This is a genomic window from Brachyspira murdochii DSM 12563 (assembly GCF_000092845.1).
Classification (GTDB): domain Bacteria; phylum Spirochaetota; class Brachyspiria; order Brachyspirales; family Brachyspiraceae; genus Brachyspira; species Brachyspira murdochii.
Genome location: NC_014150.1, coordinates 2,710,969 through 2,734,871, shown reverse-complemented (window position 1 = coordinate 2,734,871; position 23,903 = coordinate 2,710,969). Strand labels below are relative to the sequence as shown.

The window sequence follows — 23,903 nt, the reverse complement described above, 5'->3', positions numbered from 1 at the left end:
ATTTATGATATTATTATATATTCAAAAAATTATTTTGTAAAACCTTTAGTTTTTTCAAAGAGTTCTATATATTTTTTTATACCATTGGCAGCAGCTTTTACCATTTTTAGCCTTGTCTCTTTTGTATTCATAAGTTTGGCGTCTTCCGGGTTGGTAATAAAACCTAACTCTATTAAAGTAGAAGGCATAATAGCACCTTTTAATACATAAAATAAAGCATTCTGTACTGGTTTAGTTCTCCTTGCTACCCCAGATACTTTAAGCACTTCTTCTGTAATTGATTCTGCTAATAATCGGCTTTCTTTTTGATACTGCTCTATAAGCATATAATTATGTGTTATCTGTGAGGAATCATTTTCGTATCTTGAAGTATCTATATTATCAAACTTTACTAAGGCATTATTTTCAAACATAGACACTGCCCTAGCATATTCGCTTGATTCCTGAGCACTTACAAAATAAGCCTCAAAACCTCTGGCACTAGTACTAAAAGATGCATTAGCATGCACACTCACAAATAATGCATTTTTGGATTTATCAGTATTTATTTTAGCAGCCTCATTTGCTATCTTAAAACGCTCTTCAAGTGTAGGATATATGTCATTAGTACGCGTTAAAACTATTCTTACATCTGGAAGTAATTCTTCTAACTCTTTTTTTAATTCAAGCGAAAAAGACAAAACTACATCTTTTTCAAACAATTTATTTACTCCAATGGCTCCGGGGTCTTTTCCGCCATGTCCGGGGTCTATTATAATAGTAGATATAGTTTTTTCATTAAATTTATTTACAGCAGGATTAAAAGCATTTTTTAAATCTTCAGGCTTTATATTTAAATTGTTTAACTTTATTTTGTCATTATTCTGACTGTATAAAAAGCATGTATTAAATAGAATTAATACCAAAATAAAAATTAATGTTATTCTTCGTCTTCTTTTATCTCCTCTGAATAACCGCAATCTTCCTTGATACAAACTTTAAACAATCCTTTGTTTTTAATATTCTTCTCAACCATAAGTCCTCCGCATTTAGGACAAGGCTCTTGAAGAGGTTTATCCCAGCTTACAAAATCGCATTTAGGATAATTGGAACAGCCGTAAAATTCTCTTCCTCTTTTTGAACGTTTCAAAGTTATATCACCTCCGCATTTAGGACAAATACCGAATGATATACCTTTAGTGTTTTTGCATTCAGGAAATCCGGAACATGCTATAAAATACCCGTATCTTCCCAAACGCTTAATCATCTTCTTACCGCATTTCTCGCATATAAAATCTGTTTCTTCATTGAAAAAGTCTTTCATATTGTTGATATTTTCAGTAGCTGTTTTCAATGTATCCAAAAAATGAGGATAGAATTCTTTTAATATATTATTCCATTCTATATTATCGTCTTCTATTTTATCAAGTTTACTTTCCATATCAGCTGTAAAGTTAATATTAACGAGTTCTGGGAAGTTTTCGCTTATAAGTTCATTAACTAATTTACCTAATTCTGTAGGTACTAACTGCTTACCTTTTCTCTGTACATAGTGCCTTGATATGATAGTTTTTATTGTAGGAGCATAAGTAGAAGGTCTTCCTATACCTGATTCTTCTAATATTTTAACGAGAGAAGCATCAGTATATCTAGGAGGAGGAGTTGTAAAATGCTGCTGCGGATTATTTTCAACAAATTCGCAAACATCATCTTTTGACAAATTAGGCATTTTTGAAGCCTTTTCTTTATCTTCTTTATCTATTGTAAGAACTTTCATAAATCCGTCAAACTCTATTTTTGATGAAGATAATGAAAACTCGCAGTCGCCTGCTGTTATAATAGCTCTTGTATTTTTCATTTTGGCTGGAAGCATTTGAGAAGATACAAATCTCTCCCATATAAGTTTATACAGTTTATATTGATCTGTTTTTAAATATTCTTTAATGCTGTCTGGAGTTAAAAATACATTAGTAGGTCTTATAGCTTCGTGTGCGTCTTGGGCATTCTTTTTTACTGAGTATGCAGGAGGTTCTGCAGGCAAATAATTACTTCCATACTCTTTTCCTATAAACTCTCTTGCCTGTTCCTGTGCCACTGGAGATATTCTAACACTATCAGTACGCATATAAGTTATTAACCCTGTTGCCTCTCCTGCTATATCTACCCCTTCATAAAGCGACTGAGCCACCTGCATAGTTTTTGAAGCACTGTATCCTAATGCACTGCTCGCTGCCTGCTGAAGTTTACTTGTAGTATATGGGGCTGTTGGATTTCTTAGTCTGTCTTTTACCTCTATGCTTGAAACTGTATATGTTTTATCTTTAAGATGTTCCATTATATCTTCAACATCTTGTTTTGTTTTTAAATCTGGTTTTTCCCCTTTATATTTCTGGAGATCTGCTAAAAACTCTTTATTTTTATGCTTTAAAAATACTCCGAATGTCCAATATTCTACTGGAACAAAAGTTTCAATTTCATCTTCTCTATTGCATATTATAAGTAGAGCAACATTTTGTACACGTCCGGCTGAAAGTCCTCTTTTTATCTTTTCCCAAAGCAAAGGACTAAGATTATAACCGATAAGCCTGTCTAATACCCTTCTTGCCTTTTGAGCATTTACTTTTGAAATATCTATATCTCTAGGCTGATCTATTGCTTCTTTTAATGCATCTTTAGTTATCTCATGAAAAACTATTCTTTTTATAGGTACAGCAGAGTTTACTCCTCTGATTTTATTTCCTATATGCCAAGCAATGCTTTCTCCCTCTCTATCATCGTCAGCTGCTAGTAAAACTTCTTCTGCCTTTTTAGCTTCTTTTTTTAAATCATTTAATATTTTAGCTCTTCCTCTTATTGTAATATATTCAGGTTCAAATCCATGATCAACATCTATAGCAAGTCTGCTTCTAGGCAAGTCTATTAAATGCCCCATTGATGACATTACAAGATAATCAGATCCTAAATATCTGTTAATAGTTTTAGCTTTTGCAGGAGACTCTACAATAACAAGTTTCTTCTTCTTAGACTCTTTTTTAGATTTTCTGCCTGCTGTTTTTTTTACTTTTGCTTCTGTTGTTGTATCAGACATAGTTAAATCTCCTTTAATATCCTAAAAAGTTATAATTTTTATTTTTCTATAGTATAATATTTTCCAGATAACTGTTTTATAATACCCTTAATTTCAAGCTGCATTAAAACTGATGCTGCTGTATGCACTTTTATATTACTCTCTTCTACTATATCATCTATATGTATTTTATCCGATTTTTTTATTATATTGTAAAGCGAAGTTTCTTCATTATTCAAATTACTGATAAGTTCATTATTTTTTTCTTTAATTTTATTATCATTTTTTTTGTCATGTTTTTTATTAATTTCTGCAGTTTGTTCTTTATATTTTTTATTTTCTTTTTTCTCTCTATTTTCTTCTTTTTTATTTTTTTCTTTGGATTTATTACTTATATCTCCGCCTTCAAAATATTTTAATTTCATTTTCAAATAATCATCATCGTTTGAAAATATAGAATCAAAATCTTCTAATATATCCTGTACTCCATATGCTATTTTAGCACCATCTTTATATAATTTATGATTTCCGAAATAAGCATTATTTTTCTCATCATAAGGAGCTATATAAACATCTCTTCCCTGATTAAGAGCATAATCAACTGTAATCAAAGCACCAGACTTGCTTGCTGCTTCAACCATAACAACAGCATATGAAAGCCCTGATATAATTCTGTTTCTTCTAGGGAAATTCATTCTATCTGGTTTTCTTCCTATTTCAAACTCGCTTACTATTATGCCTTTTTCTATTAATTTATTATATATTTTTAAGTTTTCAGAAGGATAAACAGTGTCTATTCCGTTTCCCAAAACAGCAGCAGTATTAACAAGAGATGATATCGCTCCAAGATGTGCCTCTCTGTCTACCCCCTTAGCCATTCCGGATACTACAGTAATATTTAAAGAAGATAATTTACTTGCAAGCTCAAAGGAATATTTGCGGCTTTCATTAGCAGGCTCCCTTGTTCCTACTATTGCAATAGCATTTCTTCTTAACTTTTTTAAATCTCCTTTGTAATAAAGTATATAAGGAGGATTATCTATTTGTTTTAAGTTAAAAGGATATTCTTCATCAAATAAACTTAATATCCCTATCCCGTAATCTCTTGATTTATTTACTATTTCATTTGCTTTATCTAATATTTCATTTTTATAAAAATTTCCTATTTGAGATTTGAATTTCTTTTTAAGCAAATCTTTTATATTTTCTTCTTTATCTTCAAAAATATTTTCTACAGATTCATAATGGTTAATAAGCTCAGATATTCTTTTATCTCCTACTTTATCAATTTGATTTAAGGCAATCAAATATGTTTTGATATCATTATTATCTGTACTCAATTTTGCTGTCCTATTATTTGATTAATGTTATTTAATGCAGTTTGTTTTATATTATTTTCCGCTGCAATATTTGATATTTTCCTATATGCAGCTATCGCCTCATTATAATTCCCCCTGCTGTACTGTATTCTAGCCAATATAAATAAATAGTCTACATTATTGGGATTCATCTCCACTGCTTTTTTTATACTTTCAAATGCTGCTTCATAATCATTTTGCTGCAAGCCTTTCAAAGATGCTAAAGCTGCATAATAGTTAGCATTATTAGGATCTTTACTAATGGCAAAATTAATATTATTTTCAGCTCTCTGTAAAAAATTTGTTTTCTTCTCTTCAGTATCTGCACTCTCTGCCAAATTAGCATAAGATATACCAAGACCGTATCTTAAATAAGGACTGTTAGGAAGTATTTTTAATGCTTCAGAAAAATATTTTGCCGAATAGCCGTACTGCTGTTTTACCAAACTTCTCTCTGCTAATGTTCGGTATACTGCAGCAAGCCTATCCTGAGCGTATATTTTTTGATTAATAATATCATTATATGTAGAAGTTATATCAAGCAGGGCTTTATCATCATCTGCATTTTTTCCTTTTTCATACAGAGAATATGCTTTATTTAATTTAAACCTGTTTTGAAAAACCTGAGTATTACATGATATCATTAATACAAAACAAATTATTAATAATAAAAAATATTTTACACTTTTTTTCATTAATTCTTTTCCTTATAATTATAATATATACATTATAATAGAAAAAAGTAAAGAAAATTATTAATACAATAGAATATAATTGATAAAAATATGCAAAGATAATATATAAAAACACTATATTTCCGTATTATTAGCTAATATTAAGCATCATTCAGACTTTTATTAAATTTAAATATACTGCAAATATTTCTGTATAAAAATTATAAATTATTTATTTTTACATATAATAAATATCTATTTTAAGAATATAATACCAGTATTTATTTTGCTTTCATCTATATTAAAAGACTTTTGAAACATATATTTATAGCTTTCTAATTGAGGCTTATAAAAATTTATACTCTCTTCGCTAAACTTAGATACTTTATAATCCAAAATAAAATACTCTCCATTTTTATTCTTTGTTATAATATCAATCTTTCCAGTAGTTCTATATTCTCCGTCATAGTCCTGAAATGTATGCTCTCTTGATACTATCTCTTCATCGCCTTTTAATATATTATTTATATGTTCATTTTCAAATAACTTTTTAAATGCTGTATCTAAACTATCAGATAACTGCTTTTGATTGTACTGAATATTGCTTTTTAACACAAATGTTTTAACTTTTTCTAAATATAAATCTTTTTCTTTAAGATATTTATTATAATCAAAATGTTCAAGCATTTTATGTATTATAATACCCAAATCTTTAAATGATATAAATAATACATTTTCATCATCATAATCTTCTTCATCATTATTTATATAATTTTCAAGCTCTAATATTTTCCTGTCAAGAAGACTTGATATATCAAAATCACTATAATGATTATCATACTTATTTCTCAAAGAAGGCATAATATTTGATATAGTTTTAGCTTTTAGTTCATTTTTATTTTCTTTGATACTTTCCATTTTTTTTACCATATCTTCTATATCCGCTTCTGTATTATTAACTATATCTTTAGGCTCAAAGGCAATTCCGTATAAATATGAATTAATAAATTTATTAGTCAAACTATTTTCTATTACAAAATCATCATTTTCTTCACTTTTTATATCAGTGTGATGTTTTTTAGCATCATAAGAAATATAATTATTGATATAAGACATGTAGCTATTTCCTCTTGAATGCTCCCCTGAAAGTATTAAATTGTTAGAAGCACGTGTCAAAGCTACATAAAGAAGTCTTTTTTTTTCAGCCTCTTCACTTTCAGCATTATAGCTTTTATCAAAGAATGAAAAATCTAATGTATAATATTTATTTTTTTCATATACTGGAAGTCTTATAAAAGGATAATCCTCTATAAAATCAAAATCTTTATATTTAGGAGACATATAATGACCCATTCCAGCTAAAAATACATTTTCAAATTCCAAACCCTTAGATTTATGTATAGTCATAATCTTTACAGCATCTACTGATAATTTAGGTATTGAAGAATAGGCTTCATTTCCTCCGGCATTCTGCAAATTTAATACAAAATCATAAACATTATTACCGGTCTGATTCTCAAACTCATCGGCTATCTTTTTTAATTTTTCTATATTGGCATATGAAAGCTCAGCATCTTCCATAGTCATTAAATAATTATAAAAGTTTGTATCAATACATATAGTCTCTATTATATCAGATGCGTTCATCATAGATACTTTGCTCTCTATTGAGTTTAAAAGCTCTTTTGCCTCCTTTAATTGAGCATAATAACTTTTTGAAGAGGCTATTTCTGATATTTTTTTATAATTATCTTCATTATTTATATTTTTTGGAAAATAGTCATTAATATCAAGCCCGTTTATAAATAAGCTGAATAAAAAGTCTGATAAATTGTTTATATCTATATCAAATAATTCGCTTCTAAGCAGTGAAGGCAATTTTGCATGATCTCTAAGTATTAAATATTCTAAAAATGTTTTTATTAAAACAATCTCTTCTCTTTCATAAAAACCATTTCCGCCGTCAATATAATAAGGTATTTGAAAATCAGATAATGCCTTTAAGTATACATTTAATCTTTTAAATGTTTGAAGAAGTATTACTACATTTTTATAGTTATTGTTATAATATTTTTTTATGTATTTTGCTATTGAATAGGATTCTAATTCTGTTCTTTTTTCTATATTTAAATCTATATTTTCATTTTCTATATTTCTGTTTAATATAAGAAGAGATACTGATTTATCTTTAGATTCTTTACTATACTGAAGATTATCCTCTTCTATATAATCTATATCATCATTTTTAAATACTATGTTCTCAAAAAAATCATTAAAAAACTCTATTAACATAGAATTGCTTCTATAATTATTTTTTAAATATTTTACATAGTTATTAAAATTATTTTTAGCTTCAATGAACGCTCTAAAATTAGCATTTCTAAACCTATATATAGACTGCTTTTTATCTCCTACTATCATTAATTTTTTTTGATTTTTATCATTAGGAGTGATATCTTTCTTTCCAAATACTATCAAATTTATAAAAGAAAACTGAAGATAGCTTGTATCCTGTGCTTCATCTAGTATCAAAGTAGAAATATTATCTCTTATTCGCTTTGATATATCATTATCTTCTAGTGCCTCTATAGCTTTATACATTATATCTTCATATGAATATACTCCGATATCTTTTTTTACTTCCTCAAAATGTATATATGTATCTTTTATAAATCTTATTACAGTTATATACTTTTCCTTATTTCTTTCTATATCTATATAATGAAAAAGTTTGGGGTATATTTCTTTTAAAGACTTAACACCATCTCTAAATGCTGCATTCTTACTTCCGCATGAATTTTTTTGATTAATTACCCCGCTAAAAGAATTTATTAAATGTTCAAGATCATTTTCTTTAATATTTTTTATATCTTCAAAATTTGATAATTTATTTATAGCATCTATTGTATTTGATATTAATACTTTAAATTGTTTTATAGTATTATTTTCGCTTCCGTCATCATTGATTAAAGAACTGCTTAAAAAAGATATTTCATTATGAAGTTTTTTATAATCTCCTTCTATATTCAAAACAGACAATGCTCTTTTTTCAAATTCATCTATAGTTTTAAGTCTAGGTTTTATTTTTAAAAGAAAACTCAATATTTTATCAGCAAAATCATCTTTAGACTCTTCTGTATATATTCTGTATATTGTGCGTATTGTTTCGCTATAGCTAACCTCATTAAGTACATTAAGTATTTCATCTTTTAATGTTTCTTTTATATCAGAATTATCTTCTAAAATCGAAGCATTAGGAGGCATAGCAAGAGACAATGCATTTTCCATAGCTATAGAATTAGCAAATGAATCTATAGTGGATATTTTAGCATTTGTAAGTATATCTTTATAGACTTTCTGCCAGTAGTCTTTTTCTTTTGCTGTATTTACAAATGATATTTTATTTCTTACTTTAAGCCTTATTCTAAGAAGCATTTCATTGGCTGCTGCTTTAGTGAATGTAATAACAACTATAGAAGATACTTTTTCTCTATTTTCTAGCAATTTTATATATAATTCTGTTATAGTGCTTGTTTTACCAGTACCTGCTGAGGCATTAACAAAACATATTCCATTGTCAAAAAAACAGTTTATTATATCCTCTTGCTGTTTATTTAATGCAAATTCCATGAATATATAATAACATGAATACATAATAATTCAAATTTAAAATGCTTGAAAAATATGATATATATATTATGATAAACATTCTAATTAATTAGATTTCGGAGACAATATGAATAAAAACAATATCGGATATATATTTTTTATAGCTTTTATATTTTTATCTATATTTATAATGTATAAACTATTAAAACCATTCGGCATGATTATATTTTTTGCAGTGGTTTTTTATGTAGTATTAAATCCATTATTTATAAAAGCTATGGGAAAAAGCTATAAGAAAAAAGATAAATTATCTGCTATAAAAAAAAATACTCTTGCTTTATTGTTTTCACTTACATCTTTAATTATATTTTTAGTTCCTACAAGTATATTGGCATATACTATAATAGTTCAGCTTATAGATATATCAAATATAGGAATAAAATATTTTATGAATCTTGATGTTAATGAAGTTTTAAGAAACTCCAATATAAATAATTTCTTAAAAAGTCTTCCTATAGATGTTTCTATGGAAACTATATTAAAAAGAATACAAGACTCATCACTTTCTAATTTAACATTTATAAGTTCATATTTAACACAAAATGTTGCTAGTTTATTAAAAAGTACAGGCGGTTTTGTAAGCTCATTTATATTTATGATGTTTTCTTTGTTCTTTTTCTTTATAGACGGAGAATATTTAATGGAACAGGTAAGAACATTAGTTCCTATAGAAAGAAAATATTTTGATAGACTGATAAAACAAGTGTCTGAAGGAATAAAAGGTATTGTATTTGGTAATTTATTTACAGGATTGTTTCAGGGAGTTTGTGCTTTTATAGTATACAGTGTATTTGGAGTTGCTAATTCCTTTACATTTGCATTTCTTACTATAATAGCTTCTTTTATGCCTATAATAGGAACTACTATAATATGGCTTCCTTTAGGAGTTCTTTTTATTATTAACGGACAATTAATAAAAGCCATAATATTTGTTATTTGTTCTTGGTTTTTTATCACAATACCTGATAACTTTGTACGTCCGCTGCTTCTTGGAAACAGAATAGAACTTCACCCTTTATTTATTTTCTTTGCTATACTTGGAGGCGTTTTATTCTTTGGGCTGTCTGGAATTATACTAGGACCTTTGACTTTTATACTGTTCTTTGAAATTATGAAAATATTCAATGAAGAAAGAATACTGGAAGCAAAAAAAGAAAAAATCATAATAAGAAGGAAAAATACTTTAAGAGTTAATAAAAAATGATAAAAATATTAATTATAGGAATGAATTATATAGGAGATACTATATTTATTACTCCGCTTATAAGAGCTGTAAAAAAGCATTATAAAGACAGCATTATTGATGTTGTAAACGGAGTAAAAGGAATTGATATATTAAAAGAAAATCCATATATAAATAATGTAATAGTGAGAGATGATAATGTATTAGAATATATAAAAAAACAAAAATATGATATAGGTTTAACTGCTACAACAGCATTTTACGGAGCTTCATTACTATATAAAGCTAAAATACCTGTAAGAGCAGGAGTAAACAGCGAATGCCGGGGATTTCTTCTCACTAAAAAGACTTCCTGGAAAAAACATAAAAGACATATTGTTGATACTATACTCTCTATACTTAAACCTCTTAATATAGATGATGACGGAATTAATACAGAAATATTCTTAAATGAAGAAGAAAATAATTTTGGTATTAATAAAATGAAAAATTATCAAAATGCTTTACTCGTACATGGAGGAGCGACTAGGATAAGCAAAAGATACGGTTATGAAAATTTTTCTAAACTTATAGAGATGTTCTACAAAGAAAAAAAAGTTCCTATAATATTAATAGGCTCTAAAGATGATATAGGTTTTGCTGATAATATGAAAAGCAAATTAGGAAATATAATTAAAGATGACTTTACAGGAAAATTAAATATAAGAGAACTCATATCTGTAATAAAACATTCTTATGCTCTGATAGGAGGCGATAGTGCCCCGCTTCATATAGCTAATGCATGTAATATATATTCCATAGGTATATTCGGAGATACTCTTCCAGCCATTTATGGAGCGAGAGGAAGTAAGGCTTTTAATGTAGAGGCAAGAGAAAAATACTGCAGCACCATAAAAAGTTTTCACTGTGAATATATAAAAAGAGGCTGCAAAACTATAGACTGTTTGAAGAAATTAGAACCTGAAGAAATTCTACATACTCTTATTAATATATACTGAAAATTTTTAAGTTTGTCAATTTTTATTTTGTTCTTTTTCCCAGCAACTTCGTCAAAGACACTTATATCCTTGATAAAATCGTATATGTTTAGCAAAAGTGCAAGTATTGAAATTATTATCAAATCGCACTAATTATATTTTATATGTAGTATAAATTATTCAATTCAGTATAAAATTATGCATTTCGCTGCCTTAGGCACTCAGAGCAGGTCTTTTGCGTCAATACCATACTTAACATTACTTCCTTTGGTCCCAAAATAAGCGTATGACCTTAAAAATATTTTAAATTAAAAAAATTAATTTTTGACAAATTATAATTATTTAGGTATATATAAAAAATCCTCCTACAAAATATTAAAATATTATAGGAGGAAAACTTATGACGAAGTGATATTTACTATTCTAATAGAAATAATAAATAAATCAATATGTTTTATTGTAAATTTAAAATCTTAAGCATCTCAGTTTCTATCGCTTTAATGTCACCTTTCGCTTCCTGAATAGTTTTTATTTCTGCCCTTCTTTGCTCCAATAACTCTTCCTGACCTTGTTTATCCAAAGTTGATTTTTTAGCAAAATATGCATCGCTTATTAATTTATCAGCCATTCTCAAAGTTCTGTCGGACACTATGGCTTTGTCGGATGCATTTTCTGCTTTAGACATGTCAAAGCTGGCATCAGTTTTTAAAGCCCCTTCAGGTACTCCGTAAAGTATACTTCCTTTCCATTCCAATTTAGGCTGATAAGTATAAGTAATATAATCAAAATAATCTGCATTCTTTATTTCATTATTATCAATGAATATATCAAATGCTTTATTATAATTTGTATCTAATAAAAATATTTTATTCTTACCATCTTCGGTATATATTTTTTGAATACAGTTTAAATCTTGAAAATCTTTATTATTAATAAGCTGTCCTATTTCTGAATCAAAATCTACTTCCAAATTCTCTTTCAAAAGCAAAGTAAAATTCACTGTACCGCCTCTTCCTCCGCCATAATCATAATCTCCTGAAAGCATTAATTCTTCTTTACCATCATTATTGATGTCGCATAAAAAGAAAGACGGAAAATATATACGCCAACCCATTGTTTCATCTATATACTCCAAATATTTTTCTTCATTAAATTTACCGAAACTTATAAATTTAGAGCCTTTAGTATAATCTTTCAAATCATTTGTAGAAATTGAATTAATTTCAGCGGATTCTACTTTGTCTATATCTCCAAGTCTGAAATTGTAAGTTTTTATCTCTTCAAATGAAGCATATATATGCTCGTTCATAAACTCAGGATTATAATAATGCATATTTGCTCTTGATTCAATCAAAAATGTATTTTTCTTAAACTCAAGAAAACTAAGTCCATTCCATCCATCATAATACTCCATAAAATCAATTCCGTAATAATTTCTAAAATACTCCGCATCATCAAAATATAATTTATCATCGCTAAGTCTGTTTGTAACATAAGTTTTTAAATATTTATTTATTATATTTGTATTGACTATTTCTGGTACTATATTTACTGAAGCTACATGAGCTGTACCTTCCAATTCAATTGAACTTAAAGAATAATTATTTTCATTAAATAAATCTATATATCCAGTATTTTTTGTAATATATCTAACTAAACCATTGTTATAAGCATCAGCAACTAATTTTTCTGCCCTTAAAGAATCAGGGGCTTCTATTATATAATCAACTAATTTCATTTTACCACTGTAAGCGTCATCATCATCATACTTTGATATCATCATAGCAATATTACTTCCGCCTACTTTTTTCCATTCTGTTAAATACTTTTTTTCTTCTTCAAAATAATAAAGCGAATCGCAAGCAAAATGCGATAAGAATAAGGCTAAATAAACCTCAGCATCTTTTTTATTTAATTTTAATAATTCTTCTCTTGCTTTTTTTAATGCTAAATTCTGTTCTACATATAAATATTCATCAGCATAATAATCTGTAAGATCTTCATTATATCTATCCCAAGTTGAGAATGTTTCACTAAATGGATCATAATTAACATTTGATATAAACTCTATAGAATATTTTTTTCTTTCATCATCATTTGCAAATTTCCTATTAAGAAAATCAAAATTTCTTTTTGCATATTCATTATTTTCTCTTGTATTTTTAAGCTCTTCATCAAATTTAGCTTTATCTACTCTAACACCTTTATAAACATATTTCATATCAAAGAATTCTTTTTTAGCTTCTGCTTTTTGATTATCCGATGAAGTTTGAGAGTTAGTGTTTTGTGATTGTTCTGTTTGATTTGCTTCTTTATTACCGCCGCCGCAGGAAATTATAGCAATCATAAAAATAAATGCTGCAATTATAGAAATAAGTTTTTTCATGCTAAACCGTCCATAAGTATTTTTATGTATCATAAATTAAAATGATTGAAATTGCAATCAAAAAATATTTTTAACAAAAAAAGTGCATACATATAATGCATACACTTTTTTATTGTAACTTTTATATTTATTATAGATTTTCTATTTCTTGTATACTTAATCCTGTTATTTTACTTATAATATTAATATCTATATTTTCTTTTTTCATATTTTTAGCTGTTAATATTTGATTTTCTTTAATACCTTCTTTAATACCTTCTTCTTTAGCCTTCTTTATATCTAACTCCATACTCTTATTAAAGAAATATGTATCTACTTCTCGTTTTTTATATTTATCTATTACTGGACTATCATTAACAAAAGTGAGGCATTTTTTTTCTACCTCTTCAAATATAGTATTTTCTTTCATTAAAATAGACATGTCTTCCCCCTTAAAAAATTTTATCCAAGAAATGAATTCTTTATGTATATTATCTAAACTTTCTATTGCAGAAATATCTTTTAAATTGAATTTAGGAAGTTCAAGGAAATGCAATTGACAATGATCTGTTAGAATTTTATTATTGTTTAATTCTTTTAAAACATAACAGCTATGCACTTTATCTTCATCTGTAAGTATAAAGTTTGTAATATTAATACTTACAGTAGGTTTTAATCCATCATAAAAAGAACCTCTATTTAAACTAGAACTATAATTATAAGCCCAATAGTATAAAGCTCTTTTTATAAAATCTTCATTTCCTCTTGATTGTATCTCTATTAAAACAGTGATACCTGTTTCTGTAGTAGCTTTTATATCGACTATTGATTCTTTTTCATCATAGTTTTCTGATATATTAAAAGGATTAAGTATTTCTATTTTATTAAAAGTTTCAAAGTTTAAATCTTTAAATACGGCATTAATGAAATTTAAAGCTATATTTTCATTGCCATCATGCGAAAATAAATAGCGTACAAAATAATCATTAATTCTATTTAAATTATTTATTGTAATAGGTTCATTTAATATTTGCTTTAACTTATTAAAATCTTTCATAATATTATTATACAAAAAATAATTATAAAAGTAAAGTTTATTAAAATTATTATATATAATAAAAAGTGCATACATATATAATGCATACACTTTTTTAGTATTTATTAGTAACTAAGATAACTTTCTAAATCTCTTGGATTAGTTAAATGATGAAGTGCTGATTTATCATTTCTAGCTGAAGCAATATCAATGGCTGTTTGTCCTTCTTTGTTTTTAATATTATAATCAGCCCCCATATTGGCAAGAACTCCCACAATACCATAACTATAACTTGCCGCAGCAATCATTAATGGAGTATTTCCTTCCTTGTTCTTTTTATTTATATCAGCACCATTTTTTATCATATAATAACAAAGATCTGCTCCGCCGCCGTACTTGTTGGCATTTACCAAATATGTTAAAGGAGTATCGCCTGTTGCTGAACATATAGCATTTAAATCAGGCTTCAAATCAATAATATTTTTAGCTAAACCAATATTATAATAATCTATTGCTTTCATTAAAGGAGTATATCCGTATCCATCTTCTAAATTTATATCAGCACCTTTCTCTACTAAAAATTTTACCATTTCTTTATCATTTCTAGCAGCAGCTAAGCCAAGAGGTGTAATATTATCATATTGTTTATTCAAATCAGTATCATCTTTTATAAGTTTTTCTAATGCTTTCATATCGCCTTTAGATACAGCATTCATTAATTCATCATATCCGTCTATATTGTTAGAATCTTCGCTTGATAATAATTTTTCCATTTCATAATATTTTTGCTTCTTTGCTAATTCTATAGCTTCTTCTCTAGTTGTATTAGTATTAAGATTAAAAACATCATTATCTATTAATAATTTAGCTATATCATAATTACCATAATCAATAGCTGAACCTATATAATCATCGCTTGAGTTTAAATTTACTCCTTTATCAATTAAAAGCTTAGCTATTTCTATATTGCCATTTTGAGCTGCTACTTTCATAGGAGAGTTAATCCAATCTCCATCTGCAAATATTTGAGCATTTACATCTTGTCCTATAGATATTAAATATTTAACCATTTCTATATTATTTTCTTCTATGGCATCAGGAATTAAGCTTGATTTTAAATCAATATCTCCGCTTTGTACAAGTATTTTAAGCATATCAAGATTATTATTGTTTATTGCTGCATCTGTTAAATAATAAGAATATTCATAACCATAATCTCTTCCTGCATCAAGTCCTTTATCAATTAAAATTTTACTCATTTCAACATTATTATTTCTAACAGCATAATAAAGCATATCAATACCATCTTCTGTTTCCATATCGCTTGCTCTGGCATTAACATCAGCCCCTTCTTTTATAAGCTCTTTTGCCAAATCATTGTATCCGAATTGTACTGCCAAAAACAAAGGAGTAGAATCTTTATCTACTTTATATATATATATTTATCACCAAAATTTGTAATTTCAGTGATTTTTCCTTCTAGTCCTTCCTCTGCCAATAATTTTGATATTTCATATATTGGTGCTTTATATTTATATTGATTAAGTATTTCATCTATTTTACTATATCCTGTAGGTATAGGCTCTAACTCTGTACCTTGAATATATTCATTAGTATGTTTAGTTTTATTAATATCAATATCTGTATTATGATTTTCATTTGTAGTTGTTGGATTGATATATACTTGTTCATTTGTTTGAGTTTGATTAGTTTGAGTATTTTCTGTTTGTTCAGTATTACCGCTGTTACTGCTTCCACATGAAATTATAGCAGTAATTAAAATAAATGCTGCAATTATAGAAATTAAATTTTTCATATTGTACTCCATGTGTGTATTGTTGTTTTCGCATTATAAATTAGAATTATCAAAATTTCAATTATGGAATATTGCTATAATAAAAAAGTGCATACATATAATGCATGCACTTTTTATAAACCTATAACTATTTTGTAAGAAGTTTTATTATCTCTTCATTTTCTCCGTATTCTCTGGCATGATACAATGCATCTCTATTACCTTTTTTTATACTTTTATCAGCACCAGCATCTAAAAGCATTTTTGTCATTTCTAAATCACCTCTATGACAAGCCCACATTAATGCTGTCATGCTGCCCCTATTTTGAACATTAATATCTGCATTATTTTTTATAAGTAATTTTACAAAATTAATTTTACCCTTAAGGGCAGCATATATCAAAGCAGTATCTCCATTGTAATTTTTATAATTTACATCTGCACCGTTATCAATTAGCTTCTGTAAAAATATTTCATTAGTAGAATTTCTTGAAGCATTTATTAAAGGAGCATTATCACTAAGCAAAGTTTCTTCATTAAGATTAGCTACATTCAAACTTTTATCCAAAGAATCAGAACCATTTTGAAGTAAAATATCTGCTATATCATCATGTCCAAACATATAAGCATAAATCAAAGCATTAACATTATTTCTATTTCTTTTATTTACAAGAGCTTTATTTTCAATTAATATTTTTACCGTTTCTTTATAACCTTTCATAGCAGCATACATTAAAGGTATTTCTTCATTTCATCTATCTCCATTATAAGCTATATTAACATCAGCTTTATTTTTTATTAAGAGTTTTACCATTTCAATATTTTCTTTTCTATCATATTCTAAATCAAAAAATAATGCAGTTATTCCTCTAAAGCCTTGATAATTAATATCAGCACCATAACTTAAAAGAAGTTTAACCATTTCCATATTATTATTATCAACAGCAAGTATCAATGCAGTATCGCCATCATATACTACAGTATTAACATCCGCTTTATATTTCAAAAGAAGTTAGACCATTTCTATATTATTATTTATAACAGCGTCTGATAATAATATAAAATGTTTATCATAATAATTATTTATATCAACATCATATTTTTTAAGAATATTTTCAACTTCTTTAATATTGCCTTCATATACATAATCTCTTAATTGATCAGAAACTTTGCTTTTATTAACAATTTGAGTGTTTAAGCACATATTAAATAAAAACATAATAAACTTTTCCATATAGCCCCGTATGTATTATGGTTATGTATAATAAATTAAAAGGGTTAAAATTGCAACTAGAGAATATTATAAAAAGAGATTATCTATTAATATATATATTCTTATTAGAAACCATAATAATAAATGTTTTCATTTTTTATAACAATTTAATAAAAAAATATACATTTCATTAATATTTTTTAAAATTAAAATGAATGAATTATAATGATGATAATTTAATACTATTAAAAAACTAATAAAACAAATATTTATTACTTATTTTCTCTGCTATTATTTACTTGTCCATTTTTAGCCTGCTCTGCCATTATACTATTTAAATGATCAAGCATACTTCCTATAAAATCCAACTTATTTTCTTCAAATTTTTTTAGCTTTTCAGAAATAGCGAATATTTTTTCTTCTGAGTTTTTTAAATTATAGGTTCTCATATTAAGCAATGTATCTGGAGATGTTTCTAATGCCTTACATATTTTATTTAAATTTTTTATAGATATATTTCTATTTCCTACCTCTACACCCTGCAAATACTTTCCAGAAAGCGAAGATTTTTCTTCAAGCTCATCTATAGTCATCTTTTTATTTTTTCTCAATTCTCTTATATTTTGACCTAAATTTTTTAATACAGCTTCGGTATCTATCATAAAAAACTCCCATTTTCATAGTAATTACTAATTTTAATTATGATATATAATAATTTTAATTAAAAAAACAATTTATAAAATGACTATTTAGGAAAAAAGTAATTTTTATCTTCTTATAGTTGGATATAATATATTTATTTAAATACAAAAAGGGACTGCCTTTTTATAAAAGCAGCCCCTAAACAAAATCATTTTTTTATGCATAAACATTCAAATTCTGACCAATACCAGGTCTTACAGGAGCAGAAACAGCTTGAGGCTGAACACTGCTCATTATTTTGTCAACTGCCTGAGCCTGCATATCAGAAGTTTTTCTTATCATGCTTAGAGATATATCTTGTTTAAGCATAGCTGTTGAATAAGAATTATAAGCTGAAATATCCATGATGTCCTCCATTTTTTTAATATAGTGTATAAAACTTATATATAATAATTGTAAACCAATAAAAAATTTAATCAAGGAAATTTTATAAAAAATATAGAAAATAAAAAAACAACGGAATATATTATGATAATAAGCACTTACATATGTATATTGTATGACCAACTGTATCTTTTATAACACAATTGGTCAGGAACAATAATTAAGCATACACATCTAAACTCTTTCCAATGTTGTTATTAATAGCCGCAGATGCTCCTTGAGGAATTACCATACTTGCAACTTTTTCAGCAGATTGAGCAGAACCGTAGGCTGAAGAGTTGTAAACATTTAATCCTGCAGAAGTCATATGTCTAGTCAATGGAAACATGTCAGATGAATAAATAGAATAAACTCCCATTTATAACCTCCAGAGACTTATTATTTATACACAATTAAGTATCGGAATATATGGATTATTTATTAAAATTAATACAATTTTTACAATAAAAAAATGTAAAAAATATTAAAAAATTATTTTGTGATTTAAAGTATTTTATTAAAGCTGCTTATTTCTATTAATAATATTATTAAATGATATAAGAAGAAGTTAATTTATTTTTTGTGTTTTTTTGTATAAAAATATTGACTTCTTTTTATATTATACATATACTAGGTATATAAACAATAATGGAGTTTTAAAATGAAAAAAATATTAATAGTAGGCGGTGTAGCAGGAGGTGCTTCTGCTGCTGCAAGACTTAGAAGATTAAATGAAGAGGATAAAATTATAATGTTTGAAAAAGGTCCTCATGTATCTTTTTCAAACTGCTCACTTCCTTATCATATAGGAGGATTAATACCAAATGAAGAAACTTTGCTTTTAATGAATCCTGAGAAATTTTTAAAGCAGTTCAATGTAGATGCTAGAATAAACAGTGAAGTCGTAGCAATAGACAGAGAAAAAAAAGAAGTTACTGTTGTAGCTGAAGGAAGAGAATATAAAGAAAGCTATGACAAACTTATACTTTCTATGGGAGCAAAACCAATAGTACCTCCTTTTAAAGGAATGGATAAAGTTAATGTATTTACTGTAAGAAATGTTGTTGATATAAGCAAAATACATAATTTTCTTAATGGAAAACCTAATGCTAAAGTTACTGTTATAGGCGGAGGTTTTATCGGTATAGAGATGGCTGAAAACTTAAAAAAAGCAGGATATGATGTAACAATAGTAGAAGCATTGCCGCAGATAATGAAGCCTTTTGACTATGATATGGTTCAAATTCTTCATAGAGAATTAATTGATAATGGTGTTGATTTGATTGTTAATGATAAAGTAGACAGTTTTGATACTAATACAGTTATTTTAGGTTCTGGTAAAAAAATAGAGGCTGATGCTGTTATTCTTGCCATAGGAGTTGCTCCAGAAACTGATATAGCAGTTAAAGCTGGAATAGAATTAGGAAAAACAAAAGCAATTAAAGTTGATGCTAATTACCGTACCAATGACAAAGATATTTATGCTGTAGGCGATGCCATAGAAGTTTACAGTCCTTTATTTAATGATTATTTCAAATTGGCTTTAGCAGGACCTGCTCAAAAACAGGCAAGGGCAGTTGCTGACCATATTAATGGAAGAACTGTTGATAATAGAGGATTTATAGGCTCATCAGTTATAAAAGTATTTGGATATAACGGAGCTTCTACTGGACTTTCTGAGGGCTTGATAAAAGCTATGAACTTAAATATAGATTATGATACAGTTGAAATTATACCATTTGACGGCGTATCAATAATGCCTTCTGCAAGACTTCTTCATTTCAAACTCATATATGAAGTTCCTACTGGAAAAGTTTTAGGTGCTCAGGCTATAGGTAAAGGAAATGTTGATAAGAGAATAGATGTTATAGCCGCTTTAATAAAATTCGGCGGTACTATAGATGATTTAAAAGATTTAGAATTATGCTATGCTCCTTCATTTGGTACTGCTAAAGATGCTGTAAACTTTGCAGGATATGTAGCTTCAAATTTAAGAAACGGAGATTTCAAACAAGTTCATTTCAGCCAAGTAAGAGAATTAGTGGAAAAAGATGCTTATTTCCTAGATGTAAGACCTCCAGAAGATTTTGCTGTAGGACACTTAGAAAAAGCAGTTAATATACCTCTTGGAGCTTTAAGAAGCAGATACAATGAAGTTCCTAAAGACAGACCAGTATACATTACTTGCAAAACTGGATTAACCAGCTATACTGCATGCAAAATACTTCAAAATATAGGATTTAATAATGTTATTAATGTTTCCGGCGGATTTGTAGGTTTATCTCAATATGAATATTATAATGACAAAGTTACCGGAAGAAAACCTATTTTAACAGGTTATTTTAAATAATTGTAAAATATGTGATAAAGATAGCTATTTTTATTCATAATAAATAACATTTTGCATTTTTATTTCAAAAAATATTTTGTAAAAATCTATTTTTTTTATATAATATAAAATATAATAGAAATATAATAATAAGAGGATTTTTATAAGGATTTAAATTATGGTAATAGAAAATGGGTTAAATATAGTATCGCCTTCGGAGGCTGGTGAAATCATTAAAAATACTGCAAATGTAGTTATACTTGATGTCAGAACAGAAATGGAGCATAACTATGAGGGTATGATTGAAGATTCAGTTTCTATGGATTTCCTTAAGCCTAGAGCATTTAAAAGAGAAATATCTAAACTAGATAAAAATACCCCATATCTGCTTTATTGTTCCATAGGGAAGTTAAGTATTAAAGCGGCTGAATACATGAAAGAAGAAGGATTTAATAATATTTATGTTTTGGAAGGCGGACTGAAGGCTTGGAATAAACATTTCGGAGATAGTAATAAAGTATCTAAATTTGACAGAGAAGAAGCTGTTGAAAGAAGAAAAAGACTTATAATAAGATTAAATAGAATAGAAGGACAAATTAATGGAATGAAAAAGATGCTTGCTAAAGGAGAATACTGCGGAGATATACTTAATCAGTCGCTAGCTGTCAAAGCTGCTATGGGAAGTGTTAATCAGGAAATTATGGAAGTATTTTTAAACACCTGTATGATTTCTCCGAAAGAAAAAGAAGATTTCTTCAGATATATGAGAAAACTTATAAAATAATATTATTATTGTTGTATTTTATAATGGCTTTTAATATTATCTACTAAAAGCCATTTCATTATTAAAAATCTATTTTCCCCATTCATCGGGATTTTTATTCCATTCTAATGCTTTATTCAATTCATCTTCTGTTATATAATTTTCATCTTTAGCTATTTCCATAAGAGATGTAAAGTTAGAAAGTGAAGAGAATTTTATACCTGCCTCTTCAAAATTTTTGTACGCCTTTTCAAACTCATAAGAAAATATTGATATAATCTCAAGACCGATAGCACCTTCATTTTTAGTAGCTTCAAATGCTTTTATAGAACTTCCGCCTGTAGATATCAAATCTTCTATTAGTATCAATTTTTTTCCATCACATTCAGCACCCTCTATCTGCTTGCCTCTTCCATGTTCTTTTTTCTCTGCTCTTATATAGCATAATGGTTTATTAAGCTCATAAGCGATAAAAGAAGCCCAAGGTATTCCAGCAGTAGCAGTACCAGCTATAACATCAAAATCTTTATCTTTTAATAAACTCACAAAAGCATCAACTATAACCTGTCTATGCTTTGGAAAACCTATAACATATCTATTGTCGCAGTATATAGGACTTTTTATCCCAGATACAAAAGTAAATGGTTCTTTAACATTAAGTTTAACAGCTTTTGTTTCGAGTAAAGCACTGGCTATTAATCTTGCCTTTAATTTTTTATTATGTTCTATACCTTCTGCAATTTCTTCTACAACCATTTTACATGCTTTTACTCTGTCCTCACTTCTTGTAATAGGTCTTCCTACAACCAAATAATCGCATCCGTTTTCTATAGCCTCTTTTGGAGTCATTATTCTTTCCTGATCATCAGTACTAGCCCATTTAGGTCTAACACCCGGACATACTGTTCTGAAGTTTTCTCCGCATTCTTTTTTTATTATACTAGCCTCTTTAGGAGAACATACTACCCCGTCAAGTCCTGCCTCTTTTCCCAATTTTGCCCAATTAACTGCTAAATCTGTTAATGGTAAATTGGAGCTGAACATATTTTTTACATCATTTTCAGAAAGACTTGTCAGTATTGTAACGCCTATTATAAGATTATCTTTGTTTAATTTTTTTATCTCCTCAACAGTTCTTTCCATCATCTTTTTTCCGCCGCTTGTATGAACATTAAACATAAATATATTTTGTTTTGCAGCAAAAAGAGAAGCCATAGCTGTAGTATTAGGTATATCATGGAATTTTAAATCAAGAAATACCTTTTTATTTTTGCTCGCCAAATACTCTATTATTTCTCCTTTAGTATATAAGAAAAGTTCAAGTCCCACTTTATAGAATACCGCCTCATCTCCAAGCTCATCTATAAGTTTAGCTGCCTCTCCCATAGAATTAAAGTCTAATGCTATAATTAATCTCTCTTTTGGATTATCAGTCAATTTTATCATAAGATTTATCCTTTATAATTTATATATCTTCAATTTGTATATATCAAAATATTATTATATTTTATGAGTGAGCTGCCCCTATCAGGTCTTTTACATTATTTATACTATTTTCTTTAAGGTAATTATCTATTCCATTAATAACCTCTATAGGAAGAGTAGGATTTGAAAATATACCAGCCCCTATAGAAACCAAAGAAGCCCCAGCAATTATAAACTCCAAAGCATCATTATAACTGCTAATCCCTCCCATACCAACAATAGGTACTTTTACAGCTTTGTATACCTGATAAACCATTCTTACAGCTATAGGGCGTATACATGAACCTGATAAACCTCCGAATATATTACCAAGCAAAGGTTTTTTAGTTTTTGTATCTATCTTCATGGCCAAAAATGTATTAACTAAAGATACACTGTCCGCACCTGCATATTCAACACTTTTTGCTATGCTTGCTATGTCAGTTACATTCGGAGAGAGTTTTACTATTAAAGGCTTTTTATTAAGCACTTTTTTTACAGCTTTTGTAATGGATTCAGCACTCTCACAGCTTGCACCAAAAGCCATGCCTCCATTTTTCACATTCGGACATGATATATTAAGCTCTACAAAATCAACTCTTTCTATTTCATTTGCTATTTCAGCTACTTTAACATATTCATCAGTATCAGCACCATTTATATTTAATATTATAGGAGAATTATATTTGATATTTTTAACTATATTGTTTTTAAAATATTCTATACCCGGATTTTCAAGCCCTATACAGTTTATCATTCCAGATGGAGTTTCTGCTATGCGTGTACCTTTATTGCCTTCTTTTTTATTTAAAGTTATTCCTTTTAAGTTAACAGCACCAAGCTCATTAATATCAAAATAATTACTGTACTCTTCTCCAAAACCAAAACAGCCTGAAGATGTTATAACATTATTTTTTAATTCTTTACCCAAAAAATTTATATTCAATCTGCTCATAATAATATCCG

At 27.5% G+C, this 23,903-nt stretch carries 16 protein-coding genes and 2 pseudogenes; 4 read left to right on the top strand and 14 right to left on the bottom strand.

Going from position 1 to position 23,903, the window contains the following annotated elements:
* Positions 1–29: 29 nt before the first annotated feature.
* The 5 genes from BMUR_RS12110 to BMUR_RS12090 form a co-directional block, all read right to left on the bottom strand.
* Positions 30–974, bottom strand: coding sequence for an N-acetylmuramoyl-L-alanine amidase family protein (locus tag BMUR_RS12110; RefSeq protein ID WP_041750016.1), 945 nt, complete (start codon positions 972–974; stop codon positions 30–32).
* Positions 920–3,067 (bottom strand): type I DNA topoisomerase, encoded by a 2,148-nt coding sequence (topA, locus tag BMUR_RS12105; RefSeq protein ID WP_013114828.1) that lies wholly within the window; start codon positions 3,065–3,067, stop codon positions 920–922. Before topA ends, BMUR_RS12110 begins: the two co-directional genes overlap by 55 nt.
* 38 nt (positions 3,068–3,105) lie before the next feature.
* Positions 3,106–4,386 (bottom strand): DNA-processing protein DprA, encoded by a 1,281-nt coding sequence (gene dprA / locus BMUR_RS12100; protein WP_013114827.1) that lies wholly within the window; start codon positions 4,384–4,386, stop codon positions 3,106–3,108.
* The gene (locus BMUR_RS12095; RefSeq protein ID WP_013114826.1) at positions 4,383–5,099 is read right to left on the bottom strand and encodes a tetratricopeptide repeat protein; all 717 of its coding nucleotides are present in this window, start codon (positions 5,097–5,099) and stop codon (positions 4,383–4,385) included. Before BMUR_RS12095 ends, dprA begins: the two co-directional genes overlap by 4 nt.
* Positions 5,100–5,333: 234 nt before the next feature.
* Positions 5,334–8,708 (bottom strand): UvrD-helicase domain-containing protein, encoded by a 3,375-nt coding sequence (locus tag BMUR_RS12090; RefSeq protein WP_013114825.1) that lies wholly within the window; start codon positions 8,706–8,708, stop codon positions 5,334–5,336.
* A gap of 106 nt (positions 8,709–8,814) precedes the next feature.
* On the opposite strand from BMUR_RS12090, the gene BMUR_RS12085 reads away from it, so the two are divergent.
* The gene (locus tag BMUR_RS12085; RefSeq protein ID WP_013114824.1) at positions 8,815–9,951 is read left to right on the top strand and encodes an AI-2E family transporter; all 1,137 of its coding nucleotides are present in this window, start codon (positions 8,815–8,817) and stop codon (positions 9,949–9,951) included.
* Positions 9,948–10,928, top strand: coding sequence for a glycosyltransferase family 9 protein (locus tag BMUR_RS12080; RefSeq protein WP_013114823.1), 981 nt, complete (start codon positions 9,948–9,950; stop codon positions 10,926–10,928). Before BMUR_RS12085 ends, BMUR_RS12080 begins: the two co-directional genes overlap by 4 nt.
* Before the next feature lie 433 nt (positions 10,929–11,361).
* Here BMUR_RS12080 and BMUR_RS12075 read toward each other — a convergent pair whose 3' ends face one another.
* The 7 genes and pseudogenes from BMUR_RS12075 to BMUR_RS12045 form a co-directional block, all read right to left on the bottom strand.
* A complete protein-coding gene (locus BMUR_RS12075; protein WP_013114822.1) occupies positions 11,362–13,293 on the bottom strand; it encodes a lysozyme inhibitor LprI family protein in 1,932 nt (643 codons plus the stop codon).
* Between the two features lie 130 nt (positions 13,294–13,423).
* Positions 13,424–14,329: an Rpn family recombination-promoting nuclease/putative transposase gene (locus BMUR_RS12070; RefSeq protein ID WP_041750134.1), complete on the bottom strand. Its 906-nt coding sequence runs from the start codon at positions 14,327–14,329 to the stop codon at positions 13,424–13,426.
* 104 nt (positions 14,330–14,433) lie between these two features.
* A pseudogene (locus BMUR_RS12065) lies at positions 14,434–16,124 on the bottom strand (ankyrin repeat domain-containing protein).
* 127 nt (positions 16,125–16,251) lie between these two features.
* Positions 16,252–17,337, bottom strand: a pseudogene (locus BMUR_RS12060) (ankyrin repeat domain-containing protein).
* A 251-nt stretch (positions 17,338–17,588) separates the two neighbouring features.
* Positions 17,589–17,978 (bottom strand): helix-turn-helix domain-containing protein, encoded by a 390-nt coding sequence (locus BMUR_RS12055; RefSeq protein ID WP_013114817.1) that lies wholly within the window; start codon positions 17,976–17,978, stop codon positions 17,589–17,591.
* Positions 17,979–18,174: 196 nt separating this feature from the next.
* On the bottom strand, positions 18,175–18,363 hold the full coding sequence (locus tag BMUR_RS12050; protein ID WP_013114816.1) for a putative motility protein: 189 nt from the start codon (positions 18,361–18,363) through the stop codon (positions 18,175–18,177).
* Between the two features lie 199 nt (positions 18,364–18,562).
* Entirely contained in the window at positions 18,563–18,760 is a 198-nt protein-coding gene (locus BMUR_RS12045) for a hypothetical protein (protein WP_013114815.1), read from the bottom strand.
* Between the two features lie 282 nt (positions 18,761–19,042).
* Here BMUR_RS12045 and BMUR_RS12040 point away from each other — a divergent pair, with 282 nt between their 5' ends.
* Both BMUR_RS12040 and BMUR_RS12035 read left to right on the top strand, forming a co-directional pair.
* The gene (locus BMUR_RS12040) at positions 19,043–20,731 is read left to right on the top strand and encodes an FAD-dependent oxidoreductase (RefSeq protein WP_013114814.1); all 1,689 of its coding nucleotides are present in this window, start codon (positions 19,043–19,045) and stop codon (positions 20,729–20,731) included.
* A 157-nt stretch (positions 20,732–20,888) separates the two neighbouring features.
* Complete coding sequence (locus BMUR_RS12035; protein ID WP_013114813.1) at positions 20,889–21,494, top strand: metal-sensing transcriptional repressor; 606 nt, start codon at positions 20,889–20,891, stop codon at positions 21,492–21,494.
* A gap of 69 nt (positions 21,495–21,563) precedes the next feature.
* Here the strand turns inward: BMUR_RS12035 and pyrF are convergent, their stop codons facing one another.
* Positions 21,564–22,919, bottom strand: coding sequence for an orotidine-5'-phosphate decarboxylase (pyrF, locus tag BMUR_RS12030; RefSeq protein WP_013114812.1), 1,356 nt, complete (start codon positions 22,917–22,919; stop codon positions 21,564–21,566).
* A 61-nt stretch (positions 22,920–22,980) separates the two neighbouring features.
* Positions 22,981–23,892, bottom strand: coding sequence for a dihydroorotate dehydrogenase (locus BMUR_RS12025; RefSeq protein ID WP_013114811.1), 912 nt, complete (start codon positions 23,890–23,892; stop codon positions 22,981–22,983).
* Between the last annotated feature and the right edge of the window lie 11 nt (positions 23,893–23,903).

Coding starts and splice junctions, on each gene's coding strand:
- topA (WP_013114828.1), bottom strand. CDS start 3,067: ATGTCTGATACAACAACAGAAGCAAAAGTAAAAAAAACAGCAGGCAGA.
- BMUR_RS12095 (WP_013114826.1), bottom strand. CDS start 5,099: ATGAAAAAAAGTGTAAAATATTTTTTATTATTAATAATTTGTTTTGTA.
- BMUR_RS12090 (WP_013114825.1), bottom strand. CDS start 8,708: ATGGAATTTGCATTAAATAAACAGCAAGAGGATATAATAAACTGTTTT.
- BMUR_RS12085 (WP_013114824.1), top strand. CDS start 8,815: ATGAATAAAAACAATATCGGATATATATTTTTTATAGCTTTTATATTT.
- BMUR_RS12080 (WP_013114823.1), top strand. CDS start 9,948: ATGATAAAAATATTAATTATAGGAATGAATTATATAGGAGATACTATA.
- BMUR_RS12075 (WP_013114822.1), bottom strand. CDS start 13,293: ATGAAAAAACTTATTTCTATAATTGCAGCATTTATTTTTATGATTGCT.
- BMUR_RS12070 (WP_041750134.1), bottom strand. CDS start 14,329: ATGAAAGATTTTAATAAGTTAAAGCAAATATTAAATGAACCTATTACA.
- BMUR_RS12055 (WP_013114817.1), bottom strand. CDS start 17,978: ATGATAGATACCGAAGCTGTATTAAAAAATTTAGGTCAAAATATAAGA.
- BMUR_RS12050 (WP_013114816.1), bottom strand. CDS start 18,363: ATGGATATTTCAGCTTATAATTCTTATTCAACAGCTATGCTTAAACAA.
- BMUR_RS12045 (WP_013114815.1), bottom strand. CDS start 18,760: ATGGGAGTTTATTCTATTTATTCATCTGACATGTTTCCATTGACTAGA.
- BMUR_RS12040 (WP_013114814.1), top strand. CDS start 19,043: ATGAAAAAAATATTAATAGTAGGCGGTGTAGCAGGAGGTGCTTCTGCT.
- BMUR_RS12035 (WP_013114813.1), top strand. CDS start 20,889: ATGGTAATAGAAAATGGGTTAAATATAGTATCGCCTTCGGAGGCTGGT.
- pyrF (WP_013114812.1), bottom strand. CDS start 22,919: ATGATAAAATTGACTGATAATCCAAAAGAGAGATTAATTATAGCATTA.
- BMUR_RS12025 (WP_013114811.1), bottom strand. CDS start 23,892: ATGAGCAGATTGAATATAAATTTTTTGGGTAAAGAATTAAAAAATAAT.